The sequence below is a fragment of the Flavobacteriales bacterium genome (genome assembly GCA_016124845.1).
GTDB lineage: Bacteria > Bacteroidota > Bacteroidia > UBA10329 > UBA10329 > UBA10329.
In genome coordinates this window covers 18,388-34,664 of record WGMW01000008.1, presented here as the reverse complement: position 1 = coordinate 34,664, position 16,277 = coordinate 18,388, and the positions used below count along the sequence as shown (strand labels likewise).

Genomic DNA, 16,277 nt, shown 5'->3' with positions numbered 1-16,277 from the left:
AAAATGGAAGACGGGCGTCCGGAGCTTTCAGTTGTTGTTGCCGTCCGAAACGATAACTATGGTGGCGACTTTGCTGAACGATTGCAGACCAGTATAGATTGGAACACCCGCTGGTTGGAACACTATCGTATCGCCACCGAATTCGTGTTGGTGAACTGGAATCCGCTGACGGAGCGGCCCGACCTGACCGAAACGGTACGTTGGCCGTTGAACAGGGAGTATGTGACTTACAGGATGGTGGAAGTTCCGGCCGGAATCCACAATAAGTATGTGGACCCGAGGGTGCGCAATACGGTACCCATGTTTGAATTCATTGCCAAGAATGCTGGCATCAGAAGAGCAAAGGGTAAGAACATTCTCTGCACCAATGCCGATATTCTCATTCATCCGAGGATATTTGAATTTTTGGCCCACTCACAGCTCGCTCCCGATACCTATTACCGGGCCGATAGGCTTGATTTCCGCAAAACCGAAACCCACCGTATTTCTGACTTCTGGCAGCACGGATTTGCAATATCCCTGAAGGGGTTCATGTACAGTCTTCGCGGACCTGCCAAACCTTTTCAGGTTCATCTTCTCAGAATATTGAATTCGTTCCGCCTAAGATGGGAACTGCTTAAGTTCCAGCATAGCAGATTGGCCGACAGACTGAAACTGAACGTGGTACGCGATAATGGTGCCTATCTTGCCCATTGTCTCAATTCGGGAGATTTTATGCTGATGCCGAACGGACTTTGGGATCGGATGAAGGGGTACCCTGAGTATACCCGCATCAGTACACATACGGACGCGATCTTCACCGTACTTGCCAATCAGCGGTATAGCGAAGTCGTTCTGCACGCCCCGGTATTCCATCAGGAACATGAGCGCAGGTACGCCTGGGATGACATCAAAAAAGACAGCATGTTTGAAGAGACCTATCGGCTGTTCGAAGACATATCGAATGAAGTGAAGGAGGGAAAAGATACCCACCGCTTTTTGAATACTGACGATTGGGGGCTTGCACACGAAGATCTTCCGTTAATTGAATGGTAAACTCCGAAGATATGGATCTGAGCATTGTGGCAGTAGGTAGAAATGACGATTATGGAGGCGATTTCCGCTTACGGTTACAGACCTTCGTACGTTGGACTTTCCATCACCTCACTGAAGCCCGAATAAGGTCGGAACTGATATTTGTGAATTACAATCCTGTAGATGGGTCTCCGATTGAAGATTTCATTGAATGGCCCCGTTCAAACCAATGGGTTGACGTACGCATCGTTACGGTACCAGGTCTCATTCATAAGGAAACGGTAGCTGAAAGCAAGGTGAAGGATGTGCCTGTTCTGGAATACGTTGCCAAGAACGTTGGCATACGAAGAGCCAGAGGTCGGTTCATCATGGCCATGAACCCGGACATAGTCATGAGCGAAGCATTGTTCCCGAAATTGAAGAAACTAAAAAAGGGCACCTATTATCGAGCCAACAGGTCGGATCACACCTTTGAAGGGGAACTGACCACCACATCTACCGTTTATGAACAGCTTCGGAATCATGTGCGCACCGTCTGGTTCAAAGGAAGCCATGAGGATTTCGAAAACTTCAGTATGAGCATGTACCTCAAGCAATGGGCAAGAAAATGGTTCGAGAACAAATGGCGTGGCAACACGGTTTATTTTGAAGCGGTACTCAACTATTTCTCGATTCCAGTTTACTATCACAACATAGAGTATAGGTTGCATTGCAACGCAAGTGGCGACCTGATGCTCATGCACCGAGACCACTGGGCGCAGCTGAAGGGATATAAGGAGAATTCGCTCATTTCGCTTCACGTGGATTCACTCATGGTCATTCAGGCGGCTTTTTCAGGCCTGCGCGAAAAAGTGTTCGTACCACCCATTTATCATAAACACCACGTTAGGAGATTCGATGCCATAGGAAAAGATGATTCCGACCAACGATTTGTTTATCAGCAGTTTAAGAATGATGTTGAAGCAATGGTCCGTTCGGGGAGACCTGTCATCTACAATACCGACAGTTGGGGGTTGGCAGCTCATGACCTGCCCGAAACTCTCACTTGAGTTTGCCCAAAGCGATTCGGCATGTCTGTTTGTATAAATTTGTGAGCTTATTTCAACCACAGTGCAGAACAGGTCCTATTATCTTTCGATAGTTGCCACCACGCGTAACGACAATCATGGTGGTGACCTGCTGAAACGCACATGCGCATTCATTCAAAGCGTTTATCATCAGTCCAAAAAATTTGATCTGCCGATCGAGCTGATCATTGTGGAGTGGAACCCCCCACATGATAAGCCTCTCTTGAACGAAGTATTGCCAAAGCCAGATGCAGATACCCGGGTAGACCTGAGAATCATTGTGGTACCGGCCCAACTGCATAATCGGTATCGGTTTGCCGATTCGCTTCCGCTTTATCAGATGATCGCTAAGAACGTTGGTATCAGACGGGCAAAGGGCGAGTTTGTACTCTGCACCAACATCGACATCCTTTTTTCGGATCTGAACTTTGAAATGTTGGCGGCAAGGAATCTGGAAAAGGGAAAGTTCTATAGGGCCAACAGATGCGACATTCCCAAGGACGTGCTAAAGTTCACTTCGCATGATGAGCAGCTGGACTATGCTTCACAGCACATTATCAGAAGACTGGGCAATTCGCCTGGACACGAGGCCATCAAAGGGCCTGACATCATTTACAAGTACGCGTGGGTTGCCACGCTGCTGAATAAAATGTTGATGTGGGTCTGGAAAAAAACGCATCCAGGTCAGTTTGCTCACTTTACCATAGATTTCATGGCCTGTGGCGATTACACGCTCATGAGCAGAGAGGATTGGTTGAGAATAGACGGGTATGCCGAACTCGACATGTATTCAATACATGTTGACAGTATGGGGCTGTGGTCTGCCTGTGCATTGGGTATGCAGCAGGTCATTTTCCCATACAGGGCATGTGTGTATCATATCGATCATGACAATGGTTGGGAATCTGATGACATCATTCAGACCATCCGGTTCATATCCGACAAACCAAGTTTAGACTATTCCATTGTCCATCGGGCAGGGATGAAAATGGTGGCCGATGGTAAGAATTGGGGATTGAACAAGCCTGATTGGGGTTGGGCGAATGAAGATTTTGACGAATACGTTTTTGAAGGAAGAGTTTAAGGATGGCCAAGAGAATAGCAGTTGTTGGAGTAGGTAAGTTGGGAATCTGTTTTGCCCTCAATTTGGAACGCTCAGGTTTTGAGGTCTGGGGTGTAGAAGCGAATAGCGAGTACTTACGATCGTTGACCGACAGAACCTTGGACAGCGCAGAGCCGGAGGTGAACGAACTTTTGGCAAGTGCCAAGGCGATGCACCTGACGGATAAGATTGAATGTATTGTTGAGAAAGACATTCGAGATATCTTCATAATGGTTGCCACGCCATCCATGGCAGACGGTGGTTATGACCATTCGCAAGTTGACCGCGTTGCCGATAAGTTGCTGGGACTTGCAAATGATGGGGTGCAAAGACATGTTTACGTTGGATGTACGACCATGCCAGGGTATTGCAATGCCCTGGCTAAACGACTCCAACCTCATGGCTATACCGTGTCGTACAACCCTGAGTTCATCGCCCAAGGTGCCATTATCCACGATCAACTTTATCCAGATCAGGTGTTGATCGGGGAGGCAACAGAGGAAGTAGGTCTTAGGCTGCAATCCATCTATGCGGCCATTGTAAAGAACGAACCCGTATACTGTCGTATGGATCCTTTGAGTGCTGAAATAGCCAAATTGGCCACCAATTGCTTTTTGACCACTAAAATATCCTTCGCCAACTCCATCGGAGATATGGCAATGGTCGCTGGTGCCGATCCTGACAAGATCTTGGCTGCAGTTGGTTCTGATTCTCGTATTGGCAGCAAATACTTGAGATATGGTTTCGGTTTCGGTGGGCCTTGTTTTCCAAGAGATAACCGGGCACTCGGAAAGTTCGGTGGAATGCTTGGTATGCCATTGCACCTCAGTAATGCTACGGATAAGGTCAATGATGAACACTTCCAGTTTCAACTCAATCAATATTTAAAAGACTATGCAGAGTCGGATCTGATCGTTTTCAATGGAGTCGCTTATAAGAAAGGTACGACCCAGATCACCGAATCGCAACAGTTACGGTTGGCCGTGGCCTTGGCGCAGGCCGGTCGTTCGGTGCGAGTAATTGATACCAAAGAGGTGGTTGACCAGATCGATGAACTTTACCCTGGCCTATTTGAGTTTGAAGAGACGGTTTCAAATTCATCAATGAACAACAGATAGGTGGCTTTTCTCAAGAACATCAGGGTGCAGGCCGCTCTTGTTTTCCTGATTGCAGTGCTGCAATATGCCAACACCGCCAATCATGATTACGCTTGGGATGATGCCATTGTCATTACCGAGAACAGCCGTGTCAAACAAGGACTGAAGGATATACCCGAACTTTTCAAGAACAAAAAGTCTAACGAAACAGAGAATCACTACGGTTACCGCCCCATTGCTCTGCTCTCATTTGCCACAGATGTTCAGTTTTTCGGGATGGATCCGCACGCTGCGCATAGGGTCAATATTTTCCTTTACGGACTTTTATCGGTTATCGTTCTTGTGTTTTTGCACAGACTGTTTCCGGAGATGGTGGCAGGTAATTTCCTTGTAGCTCTACTGTTTGTGGTGCACCCGATTCATTCAGAGGTGGTCGCAAACATTAAAAGCCGCGATGAAATACTGGCCCTTGGTTTCGGACTTCTTGGTCTAATGAGTTATGCGAAAGCCATTTCCGGTGGTAAATGGTGGCATTATCTGGTCAGTTTGCTGTTCATGGTACTGGGCTTCCTGTCCAAAGAAAGTGCCGTCACGCTCATTGGGGTTGCATTCATACTGCCGTGGGTGCTACTGGATCCGCAGGATCATCTTGGAAACCTGAAGAAGACCCTTCCACTATTTATCTTCCTGATTTTTGCTCTTGTTCTGCGGGCATTGGTCTACTCGGATCTGTTTTTCGAATCCAATGATTTTGAACTGCAGGAAAAAGGACTGTTTTTGGAAGATGGCTATGTTGGCAACCCGCTCTTTGCAGCTTCAACCTCAGAACGATTGGCAACGGCCGTCTACCTGGCCGGCTATTTCGTGTACCGCTTTGTTGTTCCATATCCTCTGGTACACGATTATAGCTACAGTCAGTTCGCGGTCCGTTCTTTCGGTGATCCGATGGTCTGGTTGGCAGCCATCGTACTTCTTGTCGCAGTTGTTGTTTCAATCCGTGGAGTTCTAAAGCGTAAACCTTACGGCATTGGCCTGATCATTTTTCTGCTCACTGGTTCAATTTACCTTCATCTGGTGCAGATAGCTCCCGATATCTTTGCCGAAAGATTCCTATTTGCACCATCGCTCGGATTATGTGTGGCTCTACTCAGTCTTTTCACATTCGAGGTTACCAAGAAGTGGAGTGGGGTGGTCATTCTGGTAGTTATGATTCCATTGTTCGGATATGGCGTTTATCGCAACAAGGCATGGAAAGACAACCGAACGCTCTTAGAGACCGACCTGCCGAAACTTGAGAATTGCGTGCGCGCCAACTACAATTATGCGCTTCTGCTCCATCGCGAGTATTATTCATTGCCCGAGCCGAAACGCCCAGAGGCTGCAAAGAAGGTACTCCACTATTATGAACGTACGTTGCAGCTCACCGATCGCCTTTTCAACGTGTATATCGATCTGGGGTCTGCCTACATGGAGTTCGGCTATCCGAACAAGGGCAAGGCTGTATTTGAGGCGGCCATCGAAGAGTATCCTGATCTTTCCATGCCTTACGTGCAGATGGGCAAGTATTACATGAGCTTTCAGGAATATGCCAAGGCCATTCCTTATTTTCAACACGCTATTAAGAACGGTAGTACAAATTCCGACTTCTATTACCTGTTGTCCATATGTCTTTTCAATTCCGGATGGTATGATGATGCAATTGAAAGATTGGAAACAGGAGAAAAGCTTGGCACCAGCTCTGCTTCCTATTTCGAGCTGATGGCCAAGCTCTACATGAAGGTTGGAGAAACGGGTAAGGCACTGAGTGCCATAGACCGGGGTCTGGCCATCTATCCGGGAAATGCAGGTCTTGTTGCGCTGAGGAGACAGATAGGCTCCTGACCCACGTGTTTGTTACCCCAATTTCATATTTAGGAAAGGAACAGACCTATCTGTTCCAAAAAGGATAAATTCGCTTGCAGAAACAGAAAACTATGTTAAAACGACTACTTGTGAGGGCTTCAGCCTTACTATTGATCCTGCTTCAGGTACACTCGAATGCATCATCTCAAACATATACTTACTCGTACACACCGGTCAGTTCGGTCTGTATCGATGCCCAGACACAAACTTTAGGAGGGGTTTCTCTGTCGCATTCTCAGTTTGCCTCGGGTTGTGCCATTTCTGATGTGGAGGTGGTGATACATTGGTCAAAAACGGGTGGTTCCTGTGCGAATCCTACCGGTACAGGGTGCTCTTATTTCAATGAGGTCAACTACAGGTTGAATGGGCCTTCCAACAATGAAGTTTTGGCTGTCAGTGCCTATGGTTCCACCAATGGGGGAGCCAGTACTTGGGGTGGCTGTCAATCTATTGGTTATGCTGTTGCCACCAAGTTCAGGCAGAACGGTTCCGTTATTCCTGACGACAGCACCCCGGCAACGGGAACATGGAAACCTGACGGTGGAAACCTGAATGATTACGTGGGAACTTCTGTTTACGGAAACTGGAGTCTCGATGCGGGTGATCAAGCATCAGGCGATCCGCTGCTTGTTTCGGGATACGATTTGAAGATCACAACCGCCACAGACAATACCGCACCTACTTGGACCAGTGTTCCTGGAAATATGACAGCGAATACAGCTTCTGGTCAATGCTATGCAGTTGTCAGTTACGATACTCCTGTTGCAAGCGACCTCTGTGGTGTAACTGTGCAGCGCATTGCCGGACCCGCAAGCGGTTCGCAATTCCCCGTTGGAACCACCACCGTAACACATCGGGCAACGGACACTTACGGAAATACGGCCGATCATTCATTTACCGTTACTGTTACTGATAATCAGCCGCTACAAATAACCTGTCCTTCGAATATTTCTGTCAATGCTCCTTCAAACCAATGTACGGCCACCGTTACCTATTCGTCCGCAACCGCGAGCGATAACTGCAGCTTTACCGGTCCGTCCCTTCTTTCGGGTCCAGGTTCCGGTTCGGCCTTTCCGGTCGGTGTAACCACAGTTACGTTCCGAGCAACTCAGGGCAGTTCCAATTATGACTGTTCCTTCACAGTAACGGTTGTAGATAACCAGAATCCATCCATTTCATGTCCTTCGGGAACGTTGAGTGCTGTTGCTCCGAGCAACAGTTGTGGTGCAAATATTTCCTATTCGATCACCGCATCAGATAATTGTTCTGCCACCATTTCCAGTTCAACCGGGCATTCGGTGAGTGGTGGAACCTTTTCGGTTGGAACAACCAATGTGAGCTTTACCGCACAGGATCCTTCGGGTAATCAGGCCAATTGCTCGTTTCAGGTTACTGTTACAGACGAGACCAATCCCCACATCACTTGTCCTTCCAACATGTCTGTCAATGCAAGTTCTTCGTGTGTCGGATCGGCCACCTGGAGCACGCCAACAGCAACCGACAATTGTTCCATATTGAGTGTCACGCAGACAGCTGGACCGAATCAAGGTGCCAACTTCCCACTTGGGGTTTCAACCGTTACATACCGGGCAACAGATGTGAACGGAAACACAGCTGACTGTAGTTTCACGGTTTCGGTCTCTGATGTTACCGATCCGACCATTGCCTGTCCCACACCAACTATCAACTACACAACCGGTGCCTGCGGAGCTCAGGTCATCTGGCAAAACCCGACAATCTCCGATAACTGTACACTTCCTGGAAATCCATTGAGTAGAACGGACAATGTTCCTCTAACGAGTGGAAACACTTTCCAGAATGGTTCTTACACCATTGGATATCAAGTGACAGACGGTTCTGGAAACACCGCTTCTTGCGATTTCAGTTTCACGATTGCGGACACGGAAGATCCTGAATGGGATCCGTGTCCTTCCAACATGACCGTGTCCACAGATGTAGATGTATGCGATGCGGTGGTCAATTTCTCGATCGATGCTCAGGACAACTGTACTGCCAACCCTACGATTACTCAAGTTTCTACTTTGGGCAATGGTGATACGTTCCCGCTCGGAACTACCACGGTCGAATATTCGGTGGTTGATGGTGCTGGTAATTCACCGGCAAACTGTGTATTCACCGTTACGGTGGAAGATACCGAGTTTCCTGATGTTGTATGTCCAACCTCAATTACCACCACCTTCCCGAACTGTGTATATCAATTGAATGACTTTACCGGAGCGAGTGGAATAGCTGACAACTGCGGATTGGCCTCGGTGGTTCAAACACCTCCTACGGGAACGCTGACGGGTGAGACCACGGTGCAGATCACCGCAACAGACAACTCCGGCAATGCAAGCACCTGTGCTTGGACCATCACTCCGTTCGATAACTCTGTTCCGGTTTTCACCAACTGTCCAACAGAGCCGGATTCGGTGGATGTAAATGCCATCTGCCAATACTTCGTGCCCGATTACTCCACGCTGAATGTGACGGACGATTGCAACTCGACATTGACATTCTCACAATCGCCAACTGCGGGAACGGTGCTTTCCTCAAACTCCACAGTGACTGTGAGTGTAACGGACGGAACGAACGTGGCAACCTGTGTGTTCGATATGCATCCGAAGGATGTGATCGCTCCGACCATCCAATGTCCACCGAACTCCACGTTGGCGGCAACTTCGGGCTGCGGTATGGTCATTCCAGCCTATTCGCTGCTTTCTGAAAGTGATAACTGCGATTCGAACTTGGATGTGACGCAGGATATTGTAGGTCCTGTGTCTGGAAACACCATCGTTACAATGACGGCAACAGATGATGCGGGCAATTCCACAAGCTGCTCATTTACTGTTTCTGCGGAAGACCAAACCGCACCAACGCTTTCTTGCCCGGCATCGGTAAGCAAGAATTTCAATGCCAACTGCCAGTACGTAATGGAGGATCTTACCAGCTTGGCCACATCCCTTGCGGACAACTGTTCTTCAACCGGAAACTTGGTTGTGAGCCAGAATCCATCTGCTGGAACTTCCATCGGTGCAAGTTCATCGGTTGTGGTTCTCACGGTAACTGATGAGGCTGGAAATGATGGCACGTGTCAGATCACACTCAACCTGAACGACAATACAGCTCCAGTTGTGGTCTGCCCATCGGCACAGACAGTGAATGTGGATGCGAGCTGCAACATCAGCTTGGCAGATTACACCAGTTTGGTGACAGCCACGGACAACTGCCCATCATTGAGCACGGTTACAGTTACGCAGTCACCTTCTTCTGGATCAACTTACAATCTGACCTCAAATTCTACGGTTGCTGTTACGATGACCGCTTCGGATGGAACGAATCAATCGGTTTGTACATTCAATGTGGTTCTGCATGATGCGATTGCACCGACCCTTCAGTGTCCATCAGATGTTGTGGTAACGGGAAATTCGAACTGCACTTTCTCTGCGGGAAACTATACGGGTCTGGTGAATGCACAGGCAGGTACTTCTGATAACTGCGATGGTTCGTTGACCTTTACACAGGTGCCAACGCAAGGGACAACGGTTCAGGGAACAACCACCATTACCGTTACCGGAACGGATGATGCCGGTAATTCTTCCAATTGTACGTTTGCCCTCATCGTTGAGGACAACACCAATCCGACCATCGTATGTCCTGCTACACAAACTGCGGTTGCAAACGCAAGCTGTCTGATCACGCTTTCGAGCTACGCTTATCTCGCAACTACGGATGACAACTGTGATCCGAATGTTACTGTAGAGCAAAGCCCTGCAGCCGGAACAACACACAATAGTGATGTGGTGGTGACGCTAACCGCAACAGATGTATCTGAGAATTCTGCTTCGTGTACATTCACGGTAATTCATGATGATCAAACTGCTCCGACCATCAGTTGTCCATCGAATCAAACCGTGAACGCGGATGCCAACTGCCAGTTTGCATTGGGCGACTACACCAGTGGTTTCGCTACAACTTCCGATAACTGCGATCTGACCATCGATGTGACGCAATCTCCATCATCAGGTACGACCCAAAGTGGTACTACACAGGTAACGCTTACGGCTGCGGATGATGATGGAAATACAAGTACCTGTACGTTCAATGTGACCCCTGTGGATAATACAGCTCCGGTAATTACTTGCCCGAGCGATCAGGTAGTGAGTTCTTCCATCGTGGGTTCGAACTGTGTCTTCCTCGTTCCAGACCTTACAGGAAGTGCAACCGTTACCGATAACTGCGACAATACGGTTACAGTTACCCAGTCTCCCGCAATCTCATCATCCATTACCGTCAATACGACTGTAACGCTTACGGCTCAGGACGACAATGGAAATACTTCCAACTGTACGTTCCAGCTCATTCTGAACGATAATTCGGCTCCAACCATTACGTGTCCGGGAGATATGACTGTGGATGCCGATGCAAGCTGTCAGTATCAGATTCAGGATTACGCCACGTTGGCCGTTGCCTCAGACAACTGCGCTGCCGAACCAACGGTGACGCAAGGCACTTCTCCGGCCATCGGAAGCACGATCGGTGTAGGTGTGGCTACAACCATTACGTTGACAGCAACGGATGATTCGAGCAACACGGCTTCGTGTACATTCGACATCACGGCCATGGATGTTACGGCTCCGACCGTGACCTGTCCTTCGAGCCCACAGACCATTGCATCGAATGTCAACTGTCTGGTATTCCTCACCGACTTTACTTCAAGCGCGTCATCGGTTGATAACTGCGATGGCTCGGGACTTGCCATCACACAATCTCCAGTTGCAGGTTCTGCCATTGGAGGAACTACGGTTGTAACGCTTTCTTCTTCCGATTCGGAAGGAAATATCGGTCAATGTACGTTTACGGTTCAGTTGGATGATAACACGCCTCCAAGCATTTCATGTCCTGCAACACAAACAGTTGCCACGGATGCAACCTGCGGTTATTCGTTGGCCGATTATACCACATTGGGAACAGCAACCGACAACTGTGATCTAACAGTTACGGTAACGCAAAGTCCGAATATTGGGGCGAATGTTTCTGGCACAACGCAGGTAACTCTTACTGCCACCGATGATAGCGGCAATTCTTCCACTTGTACATTCAATGTAGTAGGGGAGGATCAGGAAGCACCAACGCTTACCAACTGTCCTGCTGATGCTACGGTTTCCCTGTCTGCTTCCTGCACCTACACTGTGGGAAGTTACTCGGCAACGGTGAGCGATAACTGCGATGGAAGTCCGACCGTTAGCCAATCGCCATTGGCCGGTTCATTGATCGGTGGAACGACCACGGTCACCATCACTGCCACGGATGCTTCGGGCAATTCCGGAACATGCACCTTCGTGCTGACTCCAGAAGATGTCACGGCTCCGATCGTTATCGGTTGTCCATCGGATATTACCACAACGAACGATGCTTCCATCTGTGGGGCGGTTGTGACCTATTCGGCCATTACGGCCATCGATAACTGCGATGGAAATGTGATCCCGCAGTTGATAAATGGGGCGGCAAGTGGTTCCATTTTCCAAGTTGGAACAACCGCAGTTCTGTACACATCTACCGATGGGGCTGGAAATGCAACCGATTGCTCATTCAGCGTAACGGTAAACGACACAGAAGACCCGATCATCGTATGTCCTTCAAATATCTCGGTGAATGTGGATGCGGGCACATGCGGTGCAGATGTCACTTATAGCCTTCCTTCGGTGACGGATAATTGCACAGGTTCCATTACGCCAACATTGGAGGCGGGAATAGCTTCGGGTTCAAACTTCCCAGTTGGTACAACTACCAACACCTATCAGGCTGAAGATGAGTATGGAAATACTTCAACTTGCAGTTTCACGGTAACGGTTACGGACGATGAAGCTCCGGTCATCACGTGTCCTGCTGATATTACGGTTGATAATGACTCAGGCAGTTGTGATGCGGTTGTGACCTACTCATTGCCAACGGTTACCGATAATTGTACCTCACCGATAACGCCTGCTTTGGAGTTGGGACTTGCGTCTGGAAGCACATTCCCGTTGGGAACGACCGCCATTAGATATTCAGCTACGGACGCTTCGGGAAATGTAAGTCTTTGCTCTTTCTCGGTAACTGTTGAGGACAACGAAGATCCTGTCATCAGTTGTCCATCCGATACCAGCGTGAATGTGGAGCCAACGACCTGCCAGGCCGTTGTGTCCTATTCGGATGCAACCGTTTCAGACAATTGTAATCCTTCCATCACGGCAACGCTGCAGTCGGGTCTTGCAAGTGGTAGCTCGTTCCCGTTGGGAGATACCCAGATCACTTATTCTGCGGATGATGGCAATGGTCAGATCGTAACATGTTCGTTCACGGTGACAATTGTGGATAACGAGATGCCGGAGATCACATGTCCTTCCGATCAGACCGAGGCATACAACAACCTTTGTCAGTTGGCAATTCCAGATTACACAGCCTTGGTTACGACCAATGACAACTGTGATGCGTCTCCTGCACTTACGCAATCACCTGCGGCATCTTCTATCATTACAGGAACAACGTTGGTTACCATGTCTGTAGAGGACAATGCCGGGAACACCAACAGTTGTACGTTCACGGTAAGCGATTCGTCTCCACCTTCCGTTACCTGTCCAGGCAACCAGACGGTCGGTTCAGACATCAACTGTCAGTTCACATTGCCCGATTACACGCTCTTGTCTCAATCGAGCGATAACTGCGGTTCTACAACAATGACACAGTCGCCAGCCATTGGTGTGGTTGTGTCTGCACAGACAACCGTTACTGTAACCGCGGAAGACGGTGTAGGCAATCAGGCCTCCTGTACGTTTGAGGTGATTCTGATCGACAACATTGCTCCAAGCATCACGTGTATCGGAAATCAGCAGGTTTTCTACGATGCAAACTGTGAGTTTCAGTTGGCAGATTACACGTCTCAGGCATCAACTTCCGATAACTGCGACCTCAGTCCGACAATTACACAGTCGCCCGCTCCTGGAAGTATGCTTACTGGAACTTCGGTGGTCACGTTCACTTCAACAGACGATGAGGGGAATTCGGCCTCGTGTACATTCAGCGTGCTGCCCGTGGACAATATTCCGCCATCCATCACTTGTCCGTCCACTCAGATGGCACAGTTGGACGCCAATTGCGAATACATGCTTTCTGACTATTCATCTTCCGTGAGCAGCACAGATAACTGTAACGGTGCTCCCACGGTTTCTCAGTCGCCAGCGGTGGGTTCCGTTTTCACTACGAGCACCATTGTCACCATGACCGCTGTTGATGGAGCCGGCAATTCTGCAAGTTGTCTGTTCTTGGTGGAACCAGAAGATGCTATTGCGCCTGTTATCACGTGTCCGTCCGATGCAGAGGTCGATCTGGATGCTGACTGCGAATACGCGCTGGTTGATTTTACGAATCAGGCAACGGTTACTGACAATTGTTCTTCCAATTTCAATGTTTCCCAAAGCCCGATTGCTGGAACGGTGGTAACCTCAAATACGCTTGTAACCCTGACCGCGCAGGATGTGAGTGGTAATGCCAGCAATTGTACTTTCACTATCACGCCAGTTGATAATCTCGGACCAACAATGGTCTGTTCGGGAGACATTACCGTTTCATTCGATCAGAACTGTGCTTATGAGATCGGTGATTATGCAGGGTTTGCATCGGTAACTGATAATTGTTCGGGAACAATTGCTATCGATCAAAACCCGTCAACAGGAATTTTGGTTTACGCTTCGACCAATGTCGTTCTGACTGCAACGGATGCAAGCGGAAATTCAAGCACATGTAGCTTCAATGTCAATCCTACGGATGATGAGGATCCGGTCATTGTGTGTCCATCAGATCAGGATGTGGCATTTGGTAATTCGTGCAGTTTTGTGATGGCGGACTACACCTCTATGACCACCGCCACCGACAACTGTTCGGGCAATGTTCTTGTATCGCAAGACTATGCGGTAGGGTCATTTGTAGGAGATACGGTGCTGGTTACCATGACGGCCAATGATGGAAATGGCAATCAGGCCACCTGTAGTTTCTGGGTCAATCCTTCAGACATTACCGATCCGACAGTTACTTGTCCAACCGATCAGTTTGTTGAATTCGATTCGAACTGTCAGTTTGAAATGCCGAATTACAAGTCCATGGTGATGGCCTTGGACAATTGTCCGAATACGTTCATCGCACAGGCTCCCGAAGAAGGCACCTCCATCGGTTCTTCCACCTCTGTTGCGATTACAGTGACAGATGGTGCTGGCAATACTGCTCAATGTAGTTTCATGGTTATTCCATCAGATGTGAATGCGCCAACCGTCACCTGTCCTTCAGATATGGTTGTTGATGTGGATGCCAACTGCCAGTTCGAACTGGGGGATTACACCTCATCCGCTTCGGCTCAGGACAACTGCTCTTCCAACCTCACTTATTCTCAGTTTCCCCCAGCCACAGTGGTCATCGTTTCCACTACAACCGTAACCATTACAGCGCAGGATGATGCTGGGAATGAGGGGACATGTTCGTTCAGTATTCAACCAGAAGATAACATGGATCCGGTCATCACGTCCTGTCCACCGGATCAGACCGTAAGTCTGAATGCCAACTGCCAGTTCATCGTACCGAATTACAGCTCGCTTGTTTCCGGTACCGATAACTGCGATGCAACGTTATCGTTTCAGCAATTGCCTGCTGCGGGAAGCCAGATCAACGTGGCCGGAACCAGTCAGGTGGGAGTCGCACTGATTGATGATAACGGGAACTATTCAGCATGTCAGTTCAATCTTACAGTTGAGGACGCTACTGCTCCTGTGGTTGCGTGTCCATCAGATCAGGTGCTGAATTTGGATGGCAACTGCGAGTTCACAGTTCCGGACTACACCTCTCTGGCAACGGCAAGCGATGCTTGTGGAACCGTAAGCGTGACCCAGTCTCCAGCGGCAGGTTCAACCATCACATCTCAATTGAATGCAACTATCATTGCAACGGATGGTGGAGGCAATACGGCTTCATGTACGTTCTTGGTTGATGTTGTGGAAATGTCCGTGTCCGTTACTGGCACCGATGTCACCTGTTCGAACGGAAATGACGGTACCGCGATCGCTGTTCCCACAGGAGGAACAGGCCCATACACGCAGGACTGGGGTGGTTTCGATCCGAATGCCTTGGTCGCGGGTCAGTATTCCGTTACCGTAACGGATGCCAATGGTTGTGCTGCAAATGGTAGCGTTACCATCGGTTCGGGCAGTGCTTTCCAGATCACCATCGACCCATCTGGAGACATCGAGGTCTGTCCAGGGGAATCAGTGGTTCTGAGTGCCGGTGCCGGCTATGCGCAATACAATTGGAGTACAGGAGCAACCGTATCGAGCATTACGGTTACCAACCCGGCCAGCTACTGGGTAACCGTGGTAAATGCTAATGGATGCGTGAGCAATACGGATACGGTGAATGTGGCCTATTTTGCCTCGGAGACCCCTACCATCAGTTCAGGTACAGATGGTGTACTTTATTGCTCCAATGATACGGCCACCAACTATCAATGGTCGTTCAATGGAACACCGATCTCGGGTGCCACCAACTCTTGGTATTGCCCAACGCAGAGTGGAAACTATGTAGTAGAACTTACCGATGCCAACGGGTGTGTGGTCAGTTCGTTCACTTCAGAATACACGTATAGCGAGGATTCGCCTTGTGCCACAGGCATTGAAGAGTACGGCCTGAGCATGGAAGTATATCCGAATCCATCTACTGGTCAGTTCACATTGAGCTACACGTTGAGTAATGATTCGAAGTTGGAAATGGCTGTTCTGGATCAGATGGGGCGGCAGGTGATAGTCGGAGAACAATTGATGGGGTCGACCGGAAGGAAGATCATTGACCTTTCAGGAGAAGCTGACGGGGTCTATATCCTTCGTATGTTGATCAATGATGAAAATGTGACGCAGCGAAGACTTGTGCTGATCAAGTAAAAGATGCTCCAAGGAGAATAATGAAAGGCCACCCGCAACGGTGGCCTTTTGTTTTTACTTGTACCGCGCTTGCCGATGGTCGATGAAATGATGTGTCTCATGGAGGAAAATGGTATTTTCGTCTTTTACTTGTCCC

6 protein-coding genes are annotated in these 16,277 nt (G+C 48.9%); all 6 read left to right on the top strand.

Going from position 1 to position 16,277, the window contains the following annotated elements; translation table 11 throughout:
- Positions 1 to 3 precede the first annotated feature (3 nt).
- The 6 genes from GC178_03300 to GC178_03275 all read left to right on the top strand — a co-directional run bounded on the left by GC178_03300 (position 4) and on the right by GC178_03275 (position 16,141).
- Positions 4 to 1,035: a hypothetical protein gene (locus tag GC178_03300; GenBank protein ID MBI1286583.1), complete on the top strand. Its 1,032-nt coding sequence runs from the start codon at positions 4 to 6 to the stop codon at positions 1,033 to 1,035.
- An 11-nt stretch (positions 1,036 to 1,046) separates the two neighbouring features.
- Positions 1,047 to 2,063, top strand: coding sequence for a hypothetical protein (locus GC178_03295; GenBank protein MBI1286582.1), 1,017 nt, complete (start codon positions 1,047 to 1,049; stop codon positions 2,061 to 2,063).
- Positions 2,064 to 2,124: 61 nt separating this feature from the next.
- Positions 2,125 to 3,165, top strand: coding sequence for a hypothetical protein (locus GC178_03290; GenBank protein MBI1286581.1), 1,041 nt, complete (start codon positions 2,125 to 2,127; stop codon positions 3,163 to 3,165).
- A 2-nt stretch (positions 3,166 to 3,167) separates the two neighbouring features.
- On the top strand, positions 3,168 to 4,301 hold the full coding sequence (locus GC178_03285) for a nucleotide sugar dehydrogenase (protein MBI1286580.1): 1,134 nt from the start codon (positions 3,168 to 3,170) through the stop codon (positions 4,299 to 4,301).
- Positions 4,302 to 6,161, top strand: coding sequence for a tetratricopeptide repeat protein (locus tag GC178_03280; GenBank protein MBI1286579.1), 1,860 nt, complete (start codon positions 4,302 to 4,304; stop codon positions 6,159 to 6,161).
- 92 nt (positions 6,162 to 6,253) lie between these two features.
- Complete coding sequence (locus GC178_03275) at positions 6,254 to 16,141, top strand: HYR domain-containing protein (GenBank protein MBI1286578.1); 9,888 nt, start codon at positions 6,254 to 6,256, stop codon at positions 16,139 to 16,141.
- The last annotated feature ends 136 nt before the right edge of the window (positions 16,142 to 16,277 follow it).

Excerpts from the sequence above, each read along its gene's own strand:
- GC178_03300 (MBI1286583.1), top strand. The coding sequence starts at position 4 with ATGGAAGACGGGCGTCCGGAGCTTTCAGTTGTTGTTGCCGTCCGAAAC.
- GC178_03295 (MBI1286582.1), top strand. The coding sequence starts at position 1,047 with ATGGATCTGAGCATTGTGGCAGTAGGTAGAAATGACGATTATGGAGGC.
- GC178_03285 (MBI1286580.1), top strand. The coding sequence starts at position 3,168 with ATGGCCAAGAGAATAGCAGTTGTTGGAGTAGGTAAGTTGGGAATCTGT.
- GC178_03275 (MBI1286578.1), top strand. The coding sequence starts at position 6,254 with ATGTTAAAACGACTACTTGTGAGGGCTTCAGCCTTACTATTGATCCTG.